Source organism: Acinetobacter sp. WCHAc010052, assembly GCF_002165295.2.
GTDB lineage: Bacteria > Pseudomonadota > Gammaproteobacteria > Pseudomonadales > Moraxellaceae > Acinetobacter > Acinetobacter chinensis.
The window spans coordinates 1,907,815-1,931,187 of the sequence record NZ_CP032143.1 but is presented as its reverse complement, the minus strand read 5'-3'; the positions used below and the strand labels follow the sequence as shown (position 1 = coordinate 1,931,187).

The following is a 23,373-nucleotide window of genomic DNA, read 5'->3' as shown; positions in this document are numbered from 1 at the left end:
AATATCAGATGTTGAACAGAATTGCTGATTTATTTAAAGGTAAAGAGGCGAAAGCTGAACTTGAGTTTTTAGAAAAAAATAATATTCAGATCGATGCAGAGCGGGGTTTTATTGTCGATGGAATTGTTGCCAACAGTCTGTCTGAACGGCTGGAATATTTTTCTAACCGTAAACTGAATAATTTTGATGATTTAAAAGAACTTTTTTATAAAGCAATTCTGATCAATGAAAAAATAGATCTGGAAATTGCATCAGGTCGTTATGTGGCTCGTTTAGGCAATAACGAAGAAAATCTACAACAGCTGAAGACTGTGATTTTTAAGTTGAATGACTATTATAAACAGTTTAAACGGGATCGCTGATACTCACTGAACTTAGTCATGAAATGAATGCTTGCCTTTGATGCATCATGTTAAACTATCGCCCATGTCATTCTGACCCAAAGCGATTATGTTTACACAAGAAATTTCAGAACTGAATTTAAAACAACTCAAAGCTGGTGAAAAACGCTGGATTGGTTCCATGCTTGGTTCATCAGCTGCATTACTGTTCAAGGAAATTTCAGAAAAATCTAGCCAGTTATTTGTACTGGTGGCAAGAAACAATCAGCATCTGGGGCAACTGGAAAGTGAACTTGAGTTTTATGGTATAAAACCGACTATTTTTCCGGACTGGGAAATTTTGCCTTATGACCGACTTTCTCCACACCAGGATATTGTGTCGGAACGCCTTTCAATTTTATCCAACATGCCTCAGTCGGGTATTCTGCTTGTTTCAGCGACTACACTGGCTCAGCGTGTAGCACCGACATCGTGGGTACTGGGTGAACATTTCGATATTAAAATCGGTCAGACATTTGATCTGGAGCAGCAGAAACTGCGACTGATTCAGGCAGGTTATCATCTTGTGGATACTGTTTATGATCATGGCGAATTTGCTGTGCGAGGCAGTATTATGGATATTTATGCATCTGGACAGGATGCTCCGATCCGTATAGACCTGTTTGATAATGAAATTGATACGCTGAAATTTTTTGATCCTGAAACTCAGAGAACAACAACAAAAATAGAAAGTTTTACTGTTCTTCCTGCCAAAGAATTTCCACTGAAAGAAGCACGCTCTACCTTTCGTGATCGTTATGCAGAAAGTTTTCCAACTGCAAACCCAAAGAAAAATCCAATTTATCAGGATGTCATGGAAGGTATTGCATCACCAGGGCTGGACTTTTATTTCCCATTGTTCTTCAGTGCAGAGGCTATGCAGACCCAAAGCAGCCTCATATCGTACCTACCTGGTAATGCAGTTGTCATTACAGATAAACATCTGGAAGATGGGTTGACCAGTTTCTGGAAAGATGTGATGCGCCGTTATGAAGACCGCCGTCATAATGTGGATCAGCCCTTACTACCCCCTGAACAGATTTTTTTACAGCCCAATCAGATCTTTGAATTTCTGAATCAGTTTCCACGCATCATTGCAGATACAGAAGTTGTGGAAATCCGTTCAGGCGCATTGAATTTATCCGCAGAATTACCGCCACGCTTAGCTGTAGATCCGAAGCAGGAAAAACCTTTTTCAGCCGTCAAAAAATATATTGATGACGCAAATCATCCTGTATTGCTGGTGGCAGAAAGTGCAGGACGCCGTGAAACCCTGAAAGATGCTTTATGCCCAACGCTGGGTGAAATTCCTGTAGTCAGTAACTTTGCTGAATTTCAGCAATCACATTTTTCAGTAGCAATCACCAATGCACCTCTGGATCGAGGGCTGGTCATTACAGATCATCTTTCGGTTATTTCAGAGAATCAGCTGTATGAACATCGAGTGGTTCAACGCCGTCGTAAACGTCAGCATGAAGTTTCTGAAGAGTTTCTGGTTCGCAGTCTGACAGAGCTGAGTATTGGTGCGCCTGTTGTACATATTGATCATGGTGTTGGGCGTTATGCAGGTCTGATCACGCTGAATATTGATGATCAGGACTACGAGTTTTTACAGCTGAATTATGCAGATGAAGCTAAAGTCTATGTTCCTGTGACCAACCTGCATCTGATCAGTCGCTTCAGTGGTGGAGATCCTGATCTTGCACCTCTACACAAACTGGGTACAGATGCCTGGAACAAAGCCAAACGTAAAGCATTGGAGCAGATTCACGATGTAGCAGCAGAACTACTGCATATTCAGGCACGTCGTCAGGCAAAACCTGGGATCAGTTTTGAACTTGAGCAAAGCAGCTATATGCAGTTTTCAAGTGGTTTTGCTTATGAAGAAACACTGGATCAGGCGAATGCCATCGAAGCCACACTTTATGACATGCAGCTGGCAAAACCGATGGACCGACTGGTCTGTGGTGATGTGGGCTTTGGTAAGACTGAAGTCGCGATGCGGGCTGCATTTGTAGCTGTTCAGAACAATAAGCAGGTCGCAGTACTTGTGCCGACAACCTTGCTGGCGCAGCAGCATTATGAATCTTTCAAAGACCGTTTTGCTGACTGGCCTATCCGCATAGAGGTTCTGTCCCGCTTCGGAACAAGTAAAGCACATACCAGAACCATTGAAGATCTTGCTGATGGTAAAGTAGATATTGTGATTGGCACACATAAAATCCTGCAGGAAAATATCCAGTTTAAAAATTTAGGGCTGATGATTGTCGATGAAGAGCATCGCTTTGGCGTACGTGATAAAGAGCGTATTAAAGCGATGCGTGCAGATGTGGATATGCTGACCCTGACGGCAACTCCGATTCCACGGACGTTGAATATGGCATTCAGCGGCATGCGTGATTTATCTATTATTGCAACGCCTCCTGCACGTCGTCTTGCAGTCAAAACATTTGTCAATGAACAGACCGATGAAACCATGAAAGAAGCGATTCTGCGTGAATTGCTGCGTGGTGGGCAGGTCTATATTCTTCATAATGAAGTGGATACGATTGAACGTGCTGCGGAAAATATCCGTAACCTGGTGCCTGAAGCCCGTGTTGCTGTTGCACATGGTCAGATGCGTGAGCGTGAACTGGAGCAGGTTATGCAGCAGTTCTACCATAAAGAATTTAATGTCCTGGTCTGTTCAACCATTATTGAGACAGGTATTGATGTACCAAATGCCAATACCATCATTATAGAACGGGCAGACAAACTTGGACTGGCTCAGCTGCATCAGCTGCGTGGGCGGGTTGGACGTTCACATCATCAGGCCTATGCTTACCTCATGGTACCTTCAATCAAAGGCTTGAAAGGTGATGCCGAAAAGCGTCTGGATGCCATCAGCCGGGCATCTACGCTGGGTGCCGGTTTCATGCTTGCGACCGAAGATCTGGAAATCCGTGGAGCGGGTGAACTGCTGGGCGAACAGCAAAGTGGTTCCATGCAGGCAATAGGCTACAGTCTGTATATGGAAATGCTTGAAAAGGCGACCAAAGCCATTCAGAACGGAAAAACTCCAAATTTCGATGCACCATTGTCACTGACAGCGGAAATCAACCTGCATATGCCTGCGCTGATCCCCGATGAATATTTGGGTGATGTCCATCAGCGTCTGATGTTCTATAAGCGTATCAGTAATGCAAATACTCAGGAAAAACTGGATCATATCCGTATGGAACTGATTGACCGTTTTGGTGTGCCACCTGTACAGGTCAAACAGCTTTTCAGTGTGCATCAGATTCGGATCATTGCCGAAAAACTTGAAATTACTAAAATTGATCTGAGTGCAAACGGCGGTTCTATTGAATTTTCACCAGACACTCCCGTACAGGCAATCACCATTATTCAGATGATGCAGAAGCATCCGACCTGGTTCCGAATGGAAGGTGGGCAGCGACTGAGGGTTATGGTCATGATGGAAGAGTATGAAAAACGGATCAGATTTATCAGTGATCTGCTGAACAGTCTGGTCAGTGAATCAGGTCTTAAGCCATAGTCTGGTTGATCTGATTCTTTCAGGAGGAAGCTCTGTTATGTGTGTCATGAGCCCATAGGTGGGAACAGCGCAAAATACAGAGGCTTCCTGAAAGTATCTGAAAACTATATGATTATTTTAAACGATTGAAATCAGGAAAATAAGCGGAAAGAAGTTCTTGATTTTTTTAGATAATTTATTAAAGTTGAAGTGTGATGGATTTCAAAGCAAATATAGCTTTATTTGCATTGAAACACGCTCTATGGAATATTCACACTGATTTGTATGTGATAGTATTGGTCATCATTCTAATTTTGCATCATTTATAAAGATATGTTTAGTTTGCATCCACAACTTGCTCAAGATACTTTTTTTGTAGGCGATTTTCCGCTGTCAACATGTCGTTTAATGAATGATATGCAGTTCCCGTGGTTGATTCTTATTCCACGTGTACCTGGTGTTACAGAATTATACGAACTCAGCCAGGCGGATCAGGAACAGTTTTTACGCGAATCAAGCTGGTTATCCAGTCAGTTATCACGTGTGTTCCGTGCAGACAAAATGAATGTAGCTGCTTTAGGTAACATGGTTCCACAGCTGCATTTTCATCACGTTGTACGCTATCAGAATGATGTTGCATGGCCAAAACCTGTATGGGGTACGCCGGCAGTTCCATATAACAATGAAGTACTGGCACATATGCGCCAGACGCTGATGCTGGCACTGCGTGGTCAGGGTGATATGCCGTTTGACTGGCGCATGGATTGATATTCACATTTCGGTTGCATAGGGATGTGTAACTGTAAAGTCCGAAAGGGGTGAAAAGTGGTGTCATTGGACAGCTGGATGGAACGAGAGCCGAAGCAGTTTGATTACCTTCATCGTTTGATGGGGTATACAATGCTATCTCTGATATTAGTTGTTTATTATTACACCTCCCCAGATACAAATTATCAGATCTATCTGCCATTGTTTCTGGGTTTTTTGATTCTGATAATTCCAAAACTGTCTCACTGGCTGCAGTACCGTTTCAATAACCGCATGCGAGCCAATGTCATGTTTATTATTGATATTGTGGTCGTTGCGATCTGTCTGTCAGCTGTACATCTCAATCTTGTGCTGACTTTTGCAGCAATTTTTGTACTGCTGTATACCGCAATCAATATCAGAACATCCTTTGTGGTTGCTTCTTTGGCAAGCCTGATTGGGGCTACCGTCTTTTATATCTGCAATATTTTTGTATTTGGATTCGGTGAATACTTTGAGCACACATCCAGTGAGCTGACTGTACTCGCTTTTCTGTGCATGATCACATATTTCGGTGTGGGCAGTGTCTATCAGACCAAGCGCATCCGTTATTCGATTGGGCGTAAGGACTATTACTACGCTCAGATGAACCGTTATATGGAATTTGCCAATCAGCTGAGCCGTTATGCGCCTTTGCAGCTGTGGCAGTCTATTATGAAGGGAGAAGCCGAAGCCAAAATTGAATACAAACGTAAGAAAATGACAATTTTCTTTTCAGATATTCAGGGCTTTACTGAGCTGTCAGAAACGCTGATTCCTGATGATCTTGCGTTCCTCTTAAATGACTATCTGAGTCATATGACTGAGATCGCAAAACAGTATGAAGCAACCGTTGATAAGTTCATGGGTGATGCAATCCTGATCTTTTTTGGCGATCCGACCACTCAGGGCGTCGAGCAGGATGCAAAAACCTGTGTGGAAATGGCGATTGCCATGCGTCAGCAGATGAAGCTGTTGCGGGAGCGCTGGATTAAGATGGGTTACCCTCCATTGCATATCCGTATGGGTATCAGTACAGGTTACTGCCACGTGGGGAATTACGGCGCAGCGCATCGAATGGCATATACCATTGTTGGACGGGATGCCAACCTTGCTGCAAGACTGCAAAGTGCGGCTGAAGTGGATGAGATTCTGCTGTCTGATGAAACCTATAAATTAATTAAAAATGATTATCTTTGCGCGCCTAAAGCTCCTATTTTTCTGAAAGGGATTAATGGTCCTGTGCGTACCTGGCAGGTCATGGAAAAATATACCGCCAGTAAGTCTGACTATCAGCGCTGGTTTGATTATGAATATAAAGGATTCCATCTGTTGCTTAATCTGGATGAAGTTCAGAACTTTGAGTATCCTGAACTGATTAATGTTCTGGAAAAAATGATTAAACGTATCCATACCCAGCAGAAACTGACGAACTCTCAGGGAATTGTGAAGCTAAAACTGGAAGATGAAATTATTGTAGATGAGGTTAAATAGTTTTTAATACGATCCATTTCATAACAGATGCTGAATCAAGGCAATAAAAAACCACTCTCATGGAATGGTTTTTTAATATTTAATATTTTTACAGAATATCAGTGATTTTCTGAAGCATGGTTAATCGTGTATTTTGGAATTTCAATTTCCATGTCTTCATCTGTGATTTTTACCTGGCAGGATAAGCGTGAGTCTGGTTCCAGACCCCATGCACGGTCAAGCAGATCTGCTTCTACATCATCCATTTCTTCGAGTTCATCGAAACCTTTACGAACCACTACGTGACAGGTGGTGCATGCTTTGGACATATCACAGGCATGCTCAATTTTAATACCATTGTCCAGCAGGCTTTGACACAGGTTGCTGTTGGCTTCAACTTCAAACTCAGCACCATTTGGGCAAATTGTCGCATGTGGTAATACTTTGATACGTGGCATAGTTTTGACCTTGATTAGTTTGAGTTTGACCAGTCATCCAGCTTAGTGCCTTTCAGTGCATGATCAATATGTTGATTCATGCGGGCAGCAGCAAAAGCATCACTGTGTATTTTAAGCTGTTGTACGGCTTCTTCAATGTTTTTAATATCATCTGTTTCAAGCTGAGATTTTAAAATATCAGCTGCCTGATTCAGACTCGACAGCTGTTCGCTGTTCAGGAGTTTTGCATCAGCTTTTAAAGCCTGTTCAAGAGCTTCAAGTTCACGACGGGCTTCAACTTTTGTTTCATTCAGATGGCGTAAATTTTTGTCTTCTTCAGCAAACTTATAACCATCCAATAATAAACGTTGAGTGTCATCTTCAGAAAGACCATAGGATGGTTTGATATCAATCTGAGCATGAACACCTGAAGAGGTTTCTTTGGCAGACACAAAAAGCAGTCCATCTGCATCGACCTGGAAGGTGACTTCAATACGGGCCTGACCGGCAGTCATTGGTGGAATACCACGCAGAACAAAACGTCCCAGGCTTCGGCAATGTTCAACCAGATCGCGCTCACCCTGAACAACATGAATCAGCATGGCAGTCTGACCATCCTGGTACGTGGTGAATTCCTGACGGCGTGCAACAGGGATAGGGGTGTTACGTGAAATCAAACGTTCAACCAGTCCACCCATGGTTTCAAGACCGAGTGACAATGGAGTAACATCAAGCAGTAAGGAGCCGTCCTGAGAGTTTCCAATCAGTTGATTGGCAGTGATTGCTGCACCAATGGCAACAACTTCATCAGGGTTGATGGTACACAGAGGTTCCTGGTTAAATACATCGCGGATCGCATTCTGAACAGCATAAGAGCGGGTTGAACCACCCACCAGAACCACATTCTGAATATCAGTCAGTTCAAGTTTAGCGTCACGTAAAACACGTTTGCAGACACTGATGGTTTTGTCCAGTGCAACCTGAATGATTTCTTCAAAAGTCTGACGGTTCAGTGTCAGCTTCTGATCGAGCAGTTTCATTTCTACCGAATCAGTATCTGAAAGTGCTTCTTTGGCTTTGCGGGCAGTCACAATAAAGTGAGCATATTCGGCATCATCCAGTGTTTCAATATTCAGCTGTTTTTTAGCCCATTTGACAATCAGACGGTCAAGGTCATCACCACCGAGTGCAGTATGCCCACCGGTCGCCAGAACTTCAAAGACACCTTGTGAGAAACGTAGAATGGAGACATCAAAAGTACCGCCACCCAGATCATAAATCACATAGTTCTGGTCAGTTGCCAGACCTGTTTCCTGATCCAGTCCATAGGCAACTGCTGCTGCTGTCGGCTCATTCAGCAAACGCAGGACATTTAAGCCTGCAAGCTGAGCAGCATCACGGGTTGCCTGACGCTGAGCTTCATCAAAGTAGGCAGGTACTGTAATGACAGCACCGTTTACAGGATTTTTCAGGCTTAATTCTGCACGGTCTTTCAGTTGCTTTAAAATTTCTGCTGATATTTCAACAGGTGTTTTGCGTCCCTGTGCAGTTTCAAAAGCAGGCATCTGGTTATCTTCGCCCACAAGCACATACGGGTGCTGGAACTTAATATCAGACTTTGAACGACCCATGAAACGTTTTACTGAAACGATTGTATTTTTAGGGTCGGTCGTCATAAATGGCTTTGCAGCATCGCCATATTCAGTTGAATTTTTAGAATAGTGAACAATTGAAGGAAGTAACACCCGACCTTGTTCATCGTTCAGAACTTTTGCTTTACCTGACAGCAGGGTGGCAACCAGGGAGTGGGTTGTGCCTAAGTCAATTCCAATTGCAATGCGGTGTTCGTGTGGCGCACTTGATTGTCCGGGTTCTGCAATTTGCAAGAGTGCCATGGGTTACATCCTTAACAAAAAAATATCAAAAAGTGAAATCAAAAAATTAAAATTCATCGTCCAGATCAAAACTGTCATCATCAAGCAACTGGTCTTCTGCTTTGTCGATATCATTCATCACTTTCTGGAAAAAACGCAGTTTACGTACAGCATCACGGGCTTCAGCCCAGTCTTCATCGTCATAATCAATTTTGAACTCGCGGACAAGACCATCAATCCATTGCTGTACTTCAATTTTCAGTGACTGAAGTTCTTTGCTGTCAGCCGCTTCATCCAGCTGTTCACGAATTTCAAGCGCTGACTGTAAAAACTCAAAATCATTAATGGACTGATCAAGATGATGATCCTGCTTTTTCAGCGCCAGTAAATATGCAGCACGGCTGTCTACATTGGCAAGCACTTTATAAGCCTGGTTGATTTCGCTGGATTTAATCAGGGCTGTATCTTTATCGGAAGCTTTATCGGGATGATACTGTTGCTGTAATGCAAGAAAACTGGATTTTAGACTGGCAGGATCAAGATCAAGTGCGACAGGGAGGTTGAACAGCTCAAAATGACTCATGGGAGGATTCATCCACAATGATGTGTTTGACAGGTAATACAAAAATATTGCTGTAAATGTAATTAAAACAGTGCATTGCACTGTTTTAATGAAAAAGGTGCATAAGTTTAAACGGTAAAGGATTCACCGCAACCGCATTCACCTTTTTTGTTTGGATTATTGAACTCGAAGCCTTCATTCAGACCATTTTTAACATAGTCCATTTCCATACCATCAAGATAAACGAGGCTTTTCGGGTCTACAAAAACTTTAACACCGAACTGTTCAAACATCTGATCATGTGTGTCGATATCATCTACGAACTCGAGTACATAAGCCAGACCAGAACAGCCGGAAGTTTTCACACCAAGACGAATTCCTTCACCCTTACCACGATTTTTCAGGTAATTGCTGATATGCGTTGCAGCATGTTCAGTTAAATGGATCATGAAAACTCCGTTAATTTATGTTCTGTTTAAAATCCAGACTGCTGTTAAGCTTTAGTCTTTTTACTGCGGTAATCTTCCACAGCTGCTTTGATTGCATCTTCTGCAAGTACAGAGCAGTGTACTTTCACTGGTGGCAGAGCAAGTTCAGTCGCAATATCAATGTTTTTAATTGCCTGAGCCTGATCCAGAGTTTTACCTTTGAGCCATTCAGTTACCAGCGAGCTGGACGCAATTGCAGAACCACAGCCGTAAGTCTTGAAACGTGCTTCTTCAATCACGCCATTATCATCGACCTGAATCTGTAAACGCATAACGTCACCACATGCAGGTGCGCCGACCATACCTGTACCAACGTTTTCAGCATTTTTATCCAGAACACCAACATTACGAGGGTTTTCGTAATGATCAATTACTTTTTCACTATAAGCCATGATGCTTCTCCAAACCTCGGGGTCAGCGTTAAAAATATGTATTGCTACATGCTAAATAATATGGGGGCATTTTACTGAATTTCAACAAAATGCCTTTAGAGCAAGGCTGAAAATCAGTGTTCAGCCCATTCTACAGAATTTAAGTCGATACCGTCTTTGTACATATCCCAAAGTGGTGAAAGTTCACGTAACTTTTCAACCGCAGCTTTGGAAATGGCAATCACGTGATCAATATCTTCTTCAGTGGTGTATTTACCAAAGCTGAAGCGGATTGAACTGTGAGCAAGCTCATCAGACAGACCAAGCGCACGAAGAACGTATGATGGTTCAAGTGTTGCAGATGTACATGCTGAACCAGAAGATACAGCTACATCTTTAAGTGCCATCATCAGTGATTCGCCTTCAACAAAGTTGAAGCTGACATTCAGATAGTTGGCTACATTGTGTTCAGGATGTCCGTTCAGGAAAACCTGTTCCATTTCCTGTAAGCCATTCCATAATTTGTCGCGCAGAACACGTAAGCGAGCCTGTTCAGCAGCCATGGTTTTTCCTGCGATTTCGAATGCTTCACCCATACCAACAATCTGGTGAGTTGCAAGTGTACCAGAACGCATACCACGTTCATGACCACCACCATGCATCTGAGCTTTGATACGAACACGAGGGCTACGGCGTACAAACAGTGCACCAATGCCTTTAGGACCATAAACTTTGTGTCCAGAGAAACTCATCAAATCAACTTTCATGGTTGAAAGATCAATTTCTACTTTACCTGCAGCCTGAGCCGCATCGACGTGGAAATATGTTTTGTTGGCACGGGTCAGTTCACCAATGGCAGCAACATCAGTTACAGTACCGATTTCATTGTTTACCATCATCAGGGAGACAAGAATGGTGTCAGCACGCAGAGCCGCTTTCACCATTTCAGGTGTGATCAGGCCAGTACGTGGTTCTGGTTCAAGATAAGTAATTTCGAAACCTTCTTCTTCAAGCTCGCGGCAAGTATCAAGAATGGCTTTATGTTCAATTTTACTTGTAATAATGTGTTTGCCTTTTGAGCCATAGAACTGAGCAATACCTTTGAGTGCAAGGTTGTCAGATTCTGTAGCACCAGAAGTCCATACGATTTCACGTGGATCTGCTTTAATCAGGTTTGCGATCTGCTCACGGGCATATTCAACTTTTTCTTCTGCCTGCCAACCATACGCATGAGAGCGTGATGCAGCATTACCGAAAGTCCCGTCAAAAGTTAAGCATTCCATCATGCGTTCTGCAACTTGAGGATCGACAGGGGTTGTTGCTGCGTAGTCGAGATAAATAGGACGTTTCATGTCAAATACCTGTAACCGATAATAAAGCTGAATCAAAACTGGTTGTATTCTGGCGGATGGCAACGGTCTGAACGTTGTCACGGGCTACAAGGTCAGCCAGGGTGATCTTTGCAAGATAATCGGCAATGTGGTGGGAGAGTTCATGCCATAAGTCGTGAGTCAGGCACATTGCACCATTCTGGCAGTTTCCTTTATGGTCACAACGGGTCGCATCGACAGTTTCATTTACAGCTTCAATGATTTCCAACACTGTAATTTCTTCTGCGCTGCGTGCAAGGTGATAACCACCATTTGCACCTCGGACACTGGAAACCAGGCCATGACGCTTTAATTTTGCAAATAACTGCTCTAGATAAGCGACTGAAATGGTCTGGCGGGCTGCAATTTCTGCAAGTGTGATCGTCTGCTCAGATGGCTGCAAAGCTAAATCAAGAAGTGCAGTCACTGCGTAGCGACCGCGAGTTGTTAAGCGCATGATTCGATACACATGTTGTACTGGATGTGTAGATTTTAAGAATCCTGACTAAAATAGTCAAGTTTTTTATTAATGATCTATTATTTTTAATTCGTTAAAAAAATTAAGTATTTAGGCTAGCCAAAAATTATACACTAATAAAGCAATTAAAAGCACGACTGTTACAAAAAATGTGATGTTAATACGCTTCTGTTTCTGCTCCATGCGACGGATACGGTTCTGATACTGCTTTACTTCAACCTGTAAAGTATTGATCCGTGAACGTTGCTGATCAATTTTTTCAAGCAGGGGAGCAATCCGTTTTTTTGAAGCAACAGCTTCATCTTCATCGGATGATCTGAACCAGAGTTTCCAGTCAGACAGAACTTTAGGGATGCTGAAGATAAGCACAAGATCACGAAATTCATCCTTTAATGTATTGTCACCATCTATACGCATTGATTTGACGCTTTTTCTGTTTCCGAAAACAAAAATTTTCACCAGATCCATCAGGGTCGTGCGGATATCAAGGTCAACGGCTTTTTCAGGTGCTTTTAAGTCAAAAAGCACACCGTGTTCGCTGAACTGTACATAGAAGTCAAAATAAGGGATATAGCTGTTGAATTTGATAGCGATTTTCTGATCTACAAATTTCTTTGCCTGAAGAGCTGCTACTTTGTCGTGCTTCAAGATAATGGTGAAAACTGTTTCAATAATAATCATCATTAATGTCAGCAACAAATGTGGTTGATTTTGTCTTTGTTGCGCTTCACTCATAACAGCCTGTTCCTTTTCCTGTTCCTGAATTCAGGAAGTCCTGTTCCTGTGTAGGAAAATGATTTCAAAAAATCAAAAAATAAAACTGATTTGTAGAACAGTTTAATAAAACGTTCAAGTCTTTAATTTGATATTATGCGATTATACCCATATTTTGTGGATAAAATTGTCTTGCATATGTATTGCAGATTATAAAATAAGCAGGAGTATTGCTGATGGATAAAGCAACTACAGAGGTGGAAGTGGATCAGGATCTACAGGACGCTGTGCCGGAAAAAGGACAGAAATCCCGCCAGGGACGAAAATCTGCACTGGATTTCAGAAAATATACAAAACAGATCTGGCTTGCAGGTCTTGGGGCTTTTTCAAGAGCGGAAGAAGAAGGTAACAAACTGTTCGACTCACTGGTGAAGGTGGGTGAAGAACTGGAATCCAGGACGACTGATGCAGCTGATCAGGCTGTAGAGAAAGTTTCGGAAAAAGCAAAAGAATCTGTATCGGATACTAAAGACAAAGTGGAACGTCTGCTTGATCAGAGGGTTACGCATTCTCTTAACCGTATCGGGCTTGTTTCTGTAAAGGACATCCAGCATCTGGAACAATTGATCATGCAGCTGCATGAAAAGGTCGACACTTTGTCTGAAGAAAACAGGAAAATAAAAGAAAGAATCACTGAAAAGTGAAATTACTTTATCTGTTTCTCAATTTTTCACCGATTTTTTGGTCATTATTTTGTAGAAATGCATAAAACAAGTATTGCCTTTACCCCTAAAGCATTGCTATAAAGGCGTTATGGTAATATAAACTATATTTCTGGACCTTAAATAAACGATATTAAGAGGACGTAACCTTCATGAATAAATCAGAATTAATTGATGCGATTGCAGAAAAAGGGGGATTGTCTAAGACTGACGCTGGTAAAGCCCTCGACGCAACGATTGCTTCCGTTACAGAAGCACTTAAAGCTGGTGATACAGTAACTTTAGTCGGTTTTGGTACTTTCAGCGTTAAAGAACGCGCTGCCCGTACTGGTCGTAACCCACAGACTGGTGCAACGCTTGAAATTAAAGCAAGCAAAGTGCCTAGCTTCAAAGCAGGTAAAGGTCTGAAAGATTCAGTTGCATAAGTAACTGTATTTGCCAGAAGACGCGCCAGTTTGGCGCGTTTTTTATTATTATTTCTAAAATGCATCGCCTGCGCATTCATTCATTACTGGTTTTCGGGTAAAATCCCCCAGAAATAAAATATTGGAATACTTATGGAATCTTTTCGTAAAGTTATTAAGGGTTGGTTGGGCAAGGTACTGCTGGTACTGTTTCTGACCCCATTGGCGCTTGTAGGTATTGAAGGATATTTTAGCAGTGGACAATCTAAAGACGCTGTGAAATCTGTCAATGGTCAGGATATAACGCAAAAAGAACTTGACTCACTGACCGATACATTCAAAAAACAATACCTTTCATATGTGAATGGTGATGAAACGCTGCTGAATCAGAACTTTATAAAAAATAAAGCAATGGATACCTTGATTGCACGTACTTTGCTTTTGCAGCAGGCTGAAAAGCTGGGGATTTCATTAAGTGATACACAGATTGAACAGATGATTGCTCAACAGCCAAGTTTCCAGGCAAACGGTAAATTTTCTGAGCAACTGTATTCCAATTATTTACAGTCTGTGGGTATGACCAGTCCTGCACTGATTGCAAATCTGCGTCAGGATCATGCATTAAAAATGCTGACAGCGACATTTACGGATTACACACTGGTCAGCCAGCTTGATATCCGTCAGATTGCTGCTTTACAGGCTGAACAGCGGACATTGCATCTTGCAAGTATTCAGCTTGATGAATATAAGCCAGCTGTTAAAGTCAGTGCTAAAGAAATAGCAGATTACTACGCTAAGCATAAAAACAGCTTTAAACAGGCTGAAAGTGTGGATGTGGATTATGTAGAGCTGACTCCTGCAAATATTGCACCTGCCAGTACCCAGGTTACCGATGCTGAGTTACAGCAGGCTTATGCGCAGTTTGTGGAAACACAGAAAAAAGAAGCGAAAGTTTCTGTTAAACATATTCTGATTACTGCTGATACCCGTAGTGATGCTGAAGCTAAAAAACTGGCTGCTGATGTTTCTGCCAAAATCAAAGCAGGTTTAAGCTTTGCTCAGGCTGCGGCACAGTATTCTGATGATCCTGCATCCAAGAATGCGGGTGGTCAGGTCGCTGCTTATGATAAAGGTGTCTTTGGTGACAGTTTTGATCAGGCTGTATCAGCACTGAAAGCTGGTGAGACTTCAGCACCTGTTAAAACACAGTACGGTTATCATCTGATTCAGGCAGAATCTGCACAGTTGAAATTGCCTTCATTTGAAACAGAAAAACCGCGTCTGATGGCTGAGCTTCAAAAGTCAAAAACTGCCAATGCATTTTCAGATGCTGTAAACAGCCTGAATGAGCTTGTTGTTGGCAGTGATGATCTGAGTGTAATTACTCAGGAAGTGAAAGGTGTTCAGGTTCAGTCTGTCAAAGGTCTGACACTTTCTGCACAGCATCCTGTACTGAGCGATCCAGCAGTAAAAGTTAAACTTTTCAATGAAGATGTGAAAAGTGGTGACAGAAATGCATCTGGCAATATTCAGCTGGCAAATGGCAATGTGGTTTGGGTGAAAGTTCGTAACCATGTTTCAGCAGGTGTACAGACACTTGCAGCAGCAACGCCGGCTGTCAAAGCTAAACTGATTGATCAGAAAGCATATGAAGCGGCTAAAGCTAAAATTCAGACAACTTTAAATGAGTTTAAAGTTCAGCCTGCATCCAGTGTTGTAGCAAAAAATAAAATTGCATTTGTTGATGCTGGTGTGTTTACCCGTTCTGAAGGTCGTTTGAAACGTGAAATTGAAAGAGCTGCATTCAGTCTCAATACGCCAAAAGCAGGTATGTGGTCTGTAACGACAGCTGCCTTACCGGGAGAGATGGTTGTAGTGGCTGTTTCTGCTGTCGATAAATCAGCAGTGGATGCAATTCCAGCTGAACAGCTTCAGGAACTGACCAAACTGTATCAGCAACTTCGTGGTCAGCAGGAACTGGATGATTACACTCAGTATCTGAAAGCTCATGCAAAACTGAAATAAAACCTCTGTAATAAAAAACCAGCCCTAAGGCTGGTTTTTTTATGCTCTGTACAATCGCTGTATAAGTATGAAATAAAAATCATATAAGTTACAGGCTGATCATGGCAGGTTGTGCTGCAGATATATCGACTTATTCAGTTCGGATTTTTAATTCATAACCGGTATATTTACGGATATTGATAACGCCTGTGTCCATAATCAGATATTGTCCTTTAATCCCATGCAATTTCCCACGGATAACCGGTGTTTTATCCAGGTTATGTGATTTGATTTTTTCAGGGTATTGTTCAACTGGATAAATAAACTCCCGTGGCAGTTCATCTTCAAGCAGTTCAATATTTTCATTAAATTCCAGATTTTGCCCGAACTCATTACGGATCGTTTCGATTTTTGGAGCAAACTCATTGATCAGTTGCTCTCTGATTTCTGATAGATTAATTGGCTCTGCTTCACCTTTTAACAGTTTACGCCAGTCCGTTTTATCAGCAACCTGAGTTCCGAACATAATTTCAAGCTGACCAGACAGCCTTCTTGAGCCCACTTTCATAATAGGCAATGCCTGAGTTGCGCCCTGATCCAGCCAGCGTGTTGGCATTTGTCCAAGGCGGGTAATGCCAACTTTTAAGGCACTGGAATTGGCAAGGTAAACAATATGAGGCTGAAAGCAGACTTCATGAGCAAAAGAGTCTTCTCTGCATGTTCCCAGGTGGTAATGGCAGGTTTCGGGTTTCATGATACACATATCACATGAAGCTTTTGTTTTAAAACACTTAAAGCAATGTCCCTGCGAATAGGATTTAGGGGTTTTTGAACCACAGGATACGCAGTAGATATTTCCGGTCCATTCCAGCTCGATCTCCTGTCCAGGCAGGAATGGCAGCTGAACTTCTGATCGGTCCAGTATGAATTTGTACTCAACATTTGCCCTGTGCGTCTGTTGATCAGTTACACTAAGGTCTTTAAGACCCGCGTGCATTTTATGGCAAATGCCCTGAAGTTCCATTTAAATACTCTCAATCTGAAAAAGGATGCTGCAATGGCTGAACAGAATGTCATTACATCTATGCTGGAAGATTTATCTGCCGAGCAGTCTATACAGACAGCACTCTGTATTGGGCAGAATCTGACGCAATATGACAACAATCAAGCAATTCAATGGCAGTATTTTAACGCAACTGACTTTTTAAATCTGCCATTTACGCAGCGTTTTGATCTTGCATTTGTTTTGCTGGATACAGATGAAATGGCGTCAATCACGCTTCAGCATAAATCTCAGCTGCTTGTGAAGTTGCGGGATCTGATGGCAAAAAAGATTGTTGTGCTCTGTCAAAGGCAAGATGAGCAACTTTTAAGGTCTTTAGGATTTACACAGCTGATAGATAAAACAACACATGACAGCGATTTTGCACTTTGGCAGTTCAATATATTGACCTACAAACATGTGCCGGACTGGTTCAATTCAAAATTCTGGGCAAATCCCGAAAACTGGAATAAATTTCGTTGGTAAACACTTGAATATCCACCAGGAATAATAAAATTTCTTGCAAAAATTAACAAATCGCGCTGTTGTAACTCTGGTATTTCCAGGTATGCTGTCTTTGAGTAAAAAATTATCAGATAAAAGGATGACGTATGACTGATTTAAGTAATATTGTAGAAATTCTTGCAAAGCAGGCACTCGGTGGTCAACAGCAGTCACAGGGTGGACTGGGTGGTATTCTTGGCTCGGTCCTGGGTGGACTGGGTGGTGGACAACAGCAGGCGCAGGGCGGACTGGGCGGTATTCTGGGTTCGGTGCTGGGTGGATTGGGCGGTCAGCAGTCAGCGCCAGCAGCTACAGGTGGATTTAATGCACAATCGCTGTTGATCGCAGTTGTACCTTTGGTTCTGGGCTGGATTCAGCAACAGGGTGGTTTACAGGGTGCACTGGCTAAACTGCAGGGCGCGGGTCTGGGCGGTCAGGTTCAGAGCTGGGTAGATCCATCTCAGTCCAACAGCGCTGCTTCTGCACAGCAGATACAGTCGTTGTTCAACTCACAGGAGGTTGAACAGGTTGCGCAACAGGCTCAGGTTCAAGCTCAGGAAGTCTATGGTGCTATTTCATCCGTATTGCCGCAGATCATAGATTCATTGACACCACAAGGTGATGCAACTGATCAACATGAAGCGAATGTAGATATTCAACAGGTCATGAACCTGGTTTCTGGTTTTCTGAAACGTTAAATTGTTTCTGCTGTAAAAAATCCAGCTATGTTGCTGGATTTTTTATCTGTAAAGTGGATATACAGACTTACTGAAAGCAAAAAAAAGAATATGCCGAGGCATATTCTTTTTTATTCAGGAAGATACTGCTGATCAGAAGTTAAGTTCCAGACCTACACCAAATACAGTCTGTTTCTTCTCAGGAGTTTTTGTTGTTGTCCAGTCACGTTTCTGCTGAGCAACCAGGCCATACAGTTTTGCCTGTTTGTTCAGGGTATAGTCAACGCCTAAACCGTATTGGTCAACAGTTTTGTCTTTCTGACCTTTTTCAGAAGTGTCAGCCGACTGGTACTGAGCTTTAACTGTTACAGGTGTTTCAGCAATTTTGTATGCTGCATTGATTACCCATGCATCTTCTTCAAGGTTTGCAGCTTTACCTTCATCAGAAGTTGCTTCAGCAGTCTGATAAAGTGCATTCAGCCCCAGACCTGCAACACCTACTTTGCCTAAGTCATATGAACCTGCAAGGCGGAATGCATCAGTTGCCTGTTTCGTGCTGCCAAAAGTTGATGCAGAGTATTTACCTTTAACATCAAAGTCAGCACCCAGAGCAACGGCAAGACCTAAATCTTTATTTTCATAAGTAATGGAAGATGAAATTGCGTCGCCAATACCGTTGTCACCGTCTTTTTTGTTTTCTTCACCTTGTTGAAGCATCAGGTTGAAACCAATGCCGGCAAGCAGTTTAGGATCTGTTTCGAAACCAATAACGTTTTTGAGACGTTCTTCACCATACATCATGCTTGTGATATCGAAAGCGTGATCATTGAAAATATCATTTTTACTGGCAGCAGCACTTTTGAAATATGAGTCATAGTTACCGACTTTTAAGGTACCGATATCAGCCCATTTTAAACCACCGAAAATATTACGTTTTTTGAAAGTCTGGCTGTCATCTTCGTCGCCATCAACACTGATTTCCCATTCAGCAAGATAAACCGCAGAAAGTTTATCAGAAATTTTTTCTTCGCCTTTAACACCAATACGGGAAGCATTTGAGTTTACTTCAGTCACATTTTCTGTGCCGAAGCTTTTATTATCAAACTGATCAACAGAGACATTCACCTTACCATAAAGAGTAGGTGCTGCTTGCGCTGCACTTAAGCTTAAGGTTGATACCGCGGCAGCGAGAAGCAATTTTTTCATTTAGATTTCTCCAGAACACAATTTTTTATGGCGTTAGCCTTAACTCTTTTTTTAAGTTTGCCTATGTAGTACAAAAAGTTACATGTGCTTACTAACTTGCATTGAAGTATCTGCAATCTATGTGACAGTGAAATGAAGAGGAGATGACAGTTTGATGACATGGCTTGAAGTGTATGACAATTTGATATTTTCTTTATTTTTATAAGTTTAAATAAAAAGGAGCAGAAGCTCCTTTAAATTTTTTTGTGTATTTACTTCAGAATATTCAGAGCGCAGCTTTAATTTTTTCCGCAAGCGCTGCAATTTTTTCCTGATCACCCATTTGAATGGCATGTTTACCCAGTTCGTGTACTGAACTTGGGATCAGGTGGAAATGTACGTGTGGAACAGTTTGACCTGCTGCGGTACCTGACAGTTGCATCAGCACAATCCCTTCAACGCCCAGCCCTTTTTCCATAGCTTTGGCAATTTTCTGAACAATCTGAATGGTATATGCTGCATTTTCAGCAGGTAAGTCCAGCAGAGTAACGGCAGCTGTTTTAGGAATGACAAGTGTGTGACCATCTGCCTGTGGCATGATGTCCATAAAGGCAAGAACCTGATCATCTTCATAGACTTTGATGGCGGGTAATTCGCCACGTAAAATTCTGGCAAAGATATTCTGATTGTCGTAAGCCATGTCTGTTCCTTATTAAGTGAATGAACGTAATTATTTACAGTTCAATTCTTTCTGACGATCCTTGATTTCGTCAAGTCGTTGTTGCTCTTTATCTGAAAACTTTGGTTTAGTTGTATAACAGTTGTCATTACCAAACTTTGCTTGTGCTTCAGGATCTTTGAAACAGAAACCTTTTGATGCATAGATGACATCATGATCATTTTTAAGTTTCTGACATTCCTGTTCAGGTGAAGCGGCCATAGAGTTTACCCCGGTAAGAGCAGCAAGACTCGCAAATACAGCAATAGTGAACCTGTTCATAAGAGTTTCCTCAGAGTTTGTAACATTGTGTGTTGGCACATATTCACAATATTGGGTTTCGTTATGATTAATCAATAGTATCTTATTATTCTATTGTAATCTTACTCCATGATTCGTACATTTTTACAGCAGTGGAAAAGTCACTGTCTTTTTCAGATAAATCACTGGCAGCCTGAATCAGGCTTTGTGTTAAAGCAATCACAGGTGCGGAGAGTTTTGCATCGCGGATCAGGTCGAGTGCAATTCCTGTATCCTTTGCCAGTAAAGGCAGAGCAAAGGTTAAAGGAAATGAGCGGTTTAAAATACGTTGTGGTAAAACAGTTTCGGTCACCATGCTTTTGCCACTTGAAGCATTGATACAATCCAGCGCTTCATTCAGATTCACACCGTGTGCTTTCAGTGTGGTAAATCCTTCAGCGACTGAGCAAAGGTTTACAGCCATTAACATATTATTTACAGCTTTGACTGCAAAACCTGCACCTGATTCACCAACATGTTTAATGAGCTTGCCAAATGTCTGCATGGCAGGCAGTGCTTTATCAAATGCTGTAGCATCACCACCGACCATGACGGTCAGTGTTCCATTTTCAGCGCCTATAGTCTGTCCACTGACAGGTGCATCCAGGAAATCGATATTTTTCAGTTTCAGCTGTGCCGCTAGTGTTTTTGCAGATGCAGGCACGCCACTTGTACAGTCCACCCAGACAGAACCTGGTTTTAGTTCCAGTTCTGTAATGAGCAGTTCAACATCCTGACTGGTTGGAAGGCAGGAGAAAATAATGTCTGCCTGAACAGCTTCGTTTAATGTGACAGCCTGTGTTCCATACTCAGCCGCATGCTTTTCAGCTTTCTCAAAGTTTCTGTTCCAGACCAGTACCGTACTGAAGTGCTTGGTTAAATGAGCTGCCATACGGTAACCCATTGCGCCTAATCCAATAAATGCGACTGACTGAATCATGAAAACTCCTTAAATTTTTGTTGAACGTTGATCCAGCCATTCAGCAAGTGCAGGCCAGAATTCTTCTGAGCTCTTCTGGCTGGACATCAGTCCCAGGTGTCCACCTGGAATAAGTGTAAATGTAACATCTTTACTGCCAGTTAATGCAGTCAGTGGTTCAACAGCAGCAGCCGTCACCATCTGATCATTTTTACCCGCACCAATCAGCAAAGGACAATCAATATGCTTTAACTCAATTTTTTGCTTTTTCAGCTGAATTGAGCCATTTTTCAATGGATTCTGCAGCCATACATTAAACAGCATATCCTGGTTTATGCCAGCGGGATAATCTACCATATGGTTCAGAAAATTACCCAGTGTTGCATGCTCATGAATGGTCTGATCATCATCCAGATTCTGTAACAGCTGCTTATGACCGTCGTACCAGCCTTTAGGATCGAGTATTTTAAAACCAATGGCATTTAAGAGGCCTGGGGTATGCAGCAGTCGTTTCGGTAAAATCCCTTTATATACTTTTTGCTGAAAAGCAGGACGTTTTGACAGCATATAGTTAATACGGCGATACAGTTTACCAATGCCACCAGACTTATAGCTGTCAATTGGACTGCCCAGCACAATCAGGTTTTTAACAGCACTTGGGTGATGGCGTGCAGTGTAAAGCAGTACAAAAATACCTGCCATGCTCCATCCATGTAATGAAATCTTTTCACTGCCTGAATGTTTTTGAATGCTTTCGATACACTGTGGAATGTAATTGTCGATGAATGTCAGGAAATTAAAATCGCGGCTGTCATATTTCAGTCTTCCCCAGTCAAGCAGATAGACATCAAAGCCTGCATTCTGGAAGTATTTGATCAGTGAGCGGTAAGGGTACAGATCGTAAATTGCCATATTGATTGCCAGCGGTGCTGTAAACACCAGTGGTTCAGCATACTTTTTTTCTGGCGCTGCATAATAACGGACACGGGTACGGTCAAAACGGGCAATGACCTCATAAGGTGTGGACTGAGAGAGCACCAGTGATTTGCCATTAAAAATCCGGGTGGACAGATTTTTGAGCTTGCTGTTGAGCAGTTGCTTTTTATTTTCGGTTTCTTTCATTCTTTTCATATTCTGAAATGGCGGGCTTGTATGAAGTCTAAGCGATAATTTCATATTATGCCTTGACCTTAAATACCGTAGACGCTCAAAATATTGGCAATGATTTATACAGGCGGTCTGAAGGACTGAGCAAAAGACATGAACCAACAAGACGAATTTGAATATCAGCTGGATACTTTAGCAATCCGTACAGGTCATGACCGTACTTTTGAGGGGGAACACAGTGAGCCAATATTTCTGACTTCTTCTTTTGTCTGTGAAAGTGCTGCCGATGCTGCTGCTAAATTTTCAGGTGAAATTCCAGGGAATACTTATTCACGATATACAAATCCAACCGTACATACTTTTGAAAAGCGTCTGGCTGTACTGGATGGTGCAGAACGTGCAGTTGCGACCAGTTCAGGTATGGCAGCAGTTCATGCAGTATGTCTGGCTTATCTGAAAGCAGGTGATCATGTTATCTGTTCGCGCGCAGTCTTTGGTTCAATCATTTCACTGTTTGAAAAATATGTCGTCAAATTCGGTGTGGATGTTACTTTTGTAGACCTTGAAGATCTGGATGCATGGAAAAAGGCAGTCCGTCCGAATACCCGCCTGCTGTTTATTGAAACACCATCGAATCCTCTGGCTCAGGTCGGTGATATGCAGGCAATTGCAGATATTGCACATGAACATGGTGCTTTATTTGCGGTGGATAATACGTTCTGCACGCCTGTTTTACAGCAACCGATAAAATTTGGTGCAGACCTGATTGTTTATTCATCAACCAAATATATTGATGGTCAGGGGCGTGCGCTGGGTGGTGCTGTTGTGGGTAATCATCAGTTACTGGAAGAAATTAACGGTGTAATCAGAACTTTGGGTAACTCCATGAGTCCTTTTAATGCCTGGATTTTCTTAAAAGGACTGGAAACACTCAGTCTGCGTATGAAAGCACATTGTGCAAGCGCTCAAAAACTGGCGGAATGGCTGGATCAGCATGAAAAAGTTGAGAAAGTTTATTATGCGGGTCTGCCACATCATGAAGGACATGAACTGGCTAAAAAACAACAGTCTGGATTTGGTGGCGTTGTTTCCTTTGTAGTGAAAGGTGAACGTCAGGGTGCGTGGACAGTAATTGATAATACACGTTTCTTATCCATCACAAGTAATCTGGGTGACGTTAAGTCAACCATTACTCATCCTGCAACCACTTCTCATGGCAGAATGTCCGCAGATGCTAAACAGGCAGCAGGAATTGTGGAAGGATTAATCCGTATATCTGTTGGTCTTGAAGATATTGATGATATTATCGGTGACATCAGTCGTGGTCTGGATTTAATCTGA

General features: G+C 42.2%; 24 protein-coding genes. 10 read left to right on the top strand and 14 right to left on the bottom strand.

Features of this window, described 5'->3' with window-relative positions; all coding sequences use genetic code 11:
* Positions 1 to 8: 8 nt before the first annotated feature.
* The 4 genes from CDG61_RS09710 to CDG61_RS09695 all read left to right on the top strand — a co-directional run bounded on the left by CDG61_RS09710 (position 9) and on the right by CDG61_RS09695 (position 6,177).
* A complete protein-coding gene (locus CDG61_RS09710; RefSeq protein WP_087551075.1) occupies positions 9 to 362 on the top strand; it encodes a hypothetical protein in 354 nt (117 codons plus the stop codon).
* An 88-nt stretch (positions 363 to 450) separates the two neighbouring features.
* Positions 451 to 3,918 carry a transcription-repair coupling factor gene (gene mfd / locus CDG61_RS09705; RefSeq protein WP_087551039.1) on the top strand — a complete coding sequence of 1,156 codons (3,468 nt, stop codon included), beginning with the start codon at positions 451 to 453 and terminating at the stop codon, positions 3,916 to 3,918.
* A gap of 312 nt (positions 3,919 to 4,230) precedes the next feature.
* Positions 4,231 to 4,665, top strand: coding sequence for an HIT domain-containing protein (locus tag CDG61_RS09700; protein WP_087512249.1), 435 nt, complete (start codon positions 4,231 to 4,233; stop codon positions 4,663 to 4,665).
* A gap of 60 nt (positions 4,666 to 4,725) precedes the next feature.
* The gene (locus CDG61_RS09695; RefSeq protein WP_087551076.1) at positions 4,726 to 6,177 is read left to right on the top strand and encodes an adenylate/guanylate cyclase domain-containing protein; all 1,452 of its coding nucleotides are present in this window, start codon (positions 4,726 to 4,728) and stop codon (positions 6,175 to 6,177) included.
* 98 nt (positions 6,178 to 6,275) lie between these two features.
* On the opposite strand, the gene fdx is transcribed toward CDG61_RS09695, so the two are convergent.
* The 8 genes from fdx to CDG61_RS09655 form a co-directional block, all read right to left on the bottom strand.
* Positions 6,276 to 6,614 carry an ISC system 2Fe-2S type ferredoxin gene (fdx, locus tag CDG61_RS09690; protein WP_087512248.1) on the bottom strand — a complete coding sequence of 113 codons (339 nt, stop codon included), beginning with the start codon at positions 6,612 to 6,614 and terminating at the stop codon, positions 6,276 to 6,278.
* A 14-nt stretch (positions 6,615 to 6,628) separates the two neighbouring features.
* Entirely contained in the window at positions 6,629 to 8,488 is a 1,860-nt protein-coding gene (hscA, locus tag CDG61_RS09685) for a Fe-S protein assembly chaperone HscA (RefSeq protein WP_087551040.1), read from the bottom strand.
* A 46-nt stretch (positions 8,489 to 8,534) separates the two neighbouring features.
* On the bottom strand, positions 8,535 to 9,050 hold the full coding sequence (gene hscB / locus CDG61_RS09680) for a Fe-S protein assembly co-chaperone HscB (RefSeq protein WP_087551041.1): 516 nt from the start codon (positions 9,048 to 9,050) through the stop codon (positions 8,535 to 8,537).
* Positions 9,051 to 9,157: 107 nt separating this feature from the next.
* A complete protein-coding gene (iscA, locus tag CDG61_RS09675) occupies positions 9,158 to 9,478 on the bottom strand; it encodes an iron-sulfur cluster assembly protein IscA (RefSeq protein WP_087512245.1) in 321 nt (106 codons plus the stop codon).
* 44 nt (positions 9,479 to 9,522) lie between these two features.
* On the bottom strand, positions 9,523 to 9,909 hold the full coding sequence (iscU, locus tag CDG61_RS09670) for a Fe-S cluster assembly scaffold IscU (RefSeq protein WP_067667749.1): 387 nt from the start codon (positions 9,907 to 9,909) through the stop codon (positions 9,523 to 9,525).
* A 113-nt stretch (positions 9,910 to 10,022) separates the two neighbouring features.
* Positions 10,023 to 11,240, bottom strand: a complete 1,218-nt coding sequence (locus tag CDG61_RS09665; RefSeq protein WP_087551042.1) for an IscS subfamily cysteine desulfurase — start codon at positions 11,238 to 11,240, stop codon at positions 10,023 to 10,025.
* A 1-nt stretch (position 11,241) separates the two neighbouring features.
* On the bottom strand, positions 11,242 to 11,715 hold the full coding sequence (locus CDG61_RS09660; protein ID WP_087512243.1) for an Rrf2 family transcriptional regulator: 474 nt from the start codon (positions 11,713 to 11,715) through the stop codon (positions 11,242 to 11,244).
* A gap of 111 nt (positions 11,716 to 11,826) precedes the next feature.
* Positions 11,827 to 12,471, bottom strand: coding sequence for a hypothetical protein (locus tag CDG61_RS09655; RefSeq protein WP_087551043.1), 645 nt, complete (start codon positions 12,469 to 12,471; stop codon positions 11,827 to 11,829).
* Positions 12,472 to 12,686: 215 nt separating this feature from the next.
* Here CDG61_RS09655 and CDG61_RS09650 point away from each other — a divergent pair, with 215 nt between their 5' ends.
* The 3 genes from CDG61_RS09650 to CDG61_RS09640 all read left to right on the top strand — a co-directional run bounded on the left by CDG61_RS09650 (position 12,687) and on the right by CDG61_RS09640 (position 15,601).
* Entirely contained in the window at positions 12,687 to 13,154 is a 468-nt protein-coding gene (locus CDG61_RS09650; protein WP_087551044.1) for a phasin family protein, read from the top strand.
* Between the two features lie 170 nt (positions 13,155 to 13,324).
* On the top strand, positions 13,325 to 13,597 hold the full coding sequence (locus tag CDG61_RS09645; protein WP_087512240.1) for an HU family DNA-binding protein: 273 nt from the start codon (positions 13,325 to 13,327) through the stop codon (positions 13,595 to 13,597).
* 132 nt (positions 13,598 to 13,729) lie between these two features.
* Positions 13,730 to 15,601 carry a SurA N-terminal domain-containing protein gene (locus tag CDG61_RS09640; protein WP_087551045.1) on the top strand — a complete coding sequence of 624 codons (1,872 nt, stop codon included), beginning with the start codon at positions 13,730 to 13,732 and terminating at the stop codon, positions 15,599 to 15,601.
* Positions 15,602 to 15,731: 130 nt separating this feature from the next.
* Here CDG61_RS09640 and CDG61_RS09635 read toward each other — a convergent pair whose 3' ends face one another.
* Positions 15,732 to 16,604, bottom strand: a complete 873-nt coding sequence (locus tag CDG61_RS09635; protein ID WP_087551046.1) for a DUF2797 domain-containing protein — start codon at positions 16,602 to 16,604, stop codon at positions 15,732 to 15,734.
* 33 nt (positions 16,605 to 16,637) lie between these two features.
* Between CDG61_RS09635 and CDG61_RS09630 the strand changes: the two genes are divergently transcribed.
* Positions 16,638 to 17,108, top strand: a complete 471-nt coding sequence (locus CDG61_RS09630; protein ID WP_087551077.1) for a DUF6231 family protein — start codon at positions 16,638 to 16,640, stop codon at positions 17,106 to 17,108.
* Positions 17,109 to 17,233: 125 nt separating this feature from the next.
* The gene (locus tag CDG61_RS09625; RefSeq protein ID WP_087551047.1) at positions 17,234 to 17,824 is read left to right on the top strand and encodes a YidB family protein; all 591 of its coding nucleotides are present in this window, start codon (positions 17,234 to 17,236) and stop codon (positions 17,822 to 17,824) included.
* Between the two features lie 132 nt (positions 17,825 to 17,956).
* Here CDG61_RS09625 and CDG61_RS09620 read toward each other — a convergent pair whose 3' ends face one another.
* From CDG61_RS09620 to CDG61_RS09600, 5 genes are all read right to left on the bottom strand, one after another.
* Positions 17,957 to 19,009, bottom strand: a complete 1,053-nt coding sequence (locus CDG61_RS09620; RefSeq protein ID WP_087551048.1) for a porin — start codon at positions 19,007 to 19,009, stop codon at positions 17,957 to 17,959.
* A gap of 265 nt (positions 19,010 to 19,274) precedes the next feature.
* Positions 19,275 to 19,688 (bottom strand): HIT family protein, encoded by a 414-nt coding sequence (locus CDG61_RS09615; RefSeq protein WP_087551049.1) that lies wholly within the window; start codon positions 19,686 to 19,688, stop codon positions 19,275 to 19,277.
* 30 nt (positions 19,689 to 19,718) lie between these two features.
* Complete coding sequence (locus CDG61_RS09610) at positions 19,719 to 19,988, bottom strand: YARHG domain-containing protein (RefSeq protein WP_087551050.1); 270 nt, start codon at positions 19,986 to 19,988, stop codon at positions 19,719 to 19,721.
* Between the two features lie 85 nt (positions 19,989 to 20,073).
* Positions 20,074 to 20,946, bottom strand: coding sequence for an NAD(P)-dependent oxidoreductase (locus CDG61_RS09605; RefSeq protein WP_087551051.1), 873 nt, complete (start codon positions 20,944 to 20,946; stop codon positions 20,074 to 20,076).
* A gap of 9 nt (positions 20,947 to 20,955) precedes the next feature.
* Positions 20,956 to 22,056: an alpha/beta fold hydrolase gene (locus CDG61_RS09600; protein WP_087551052.1), complete on the bottom strand. Its 1,101-nt coding sequence runs from the start codon at positions 22,054 to 22,056 to the stop codon at positions 20,956 to 20,958.
* A gap of 129 nt (positions 22,057 to 22,185) precedes the next feature.
* Between CDG61_RS09600 and CDG61_RS09595 the strand changes: the two genes are divergently transcribed.
* Positions 22,186 to 23,373, top strand: a complete 1,188-nt coding sequence (locus CDG61_RS09595) for an O-succinylhomoserine sulfhydrylase (protein ID WP_087512230.1) — start codon at positions 22,186 to 22,188, stop codon at positions 23,371 to 23,373.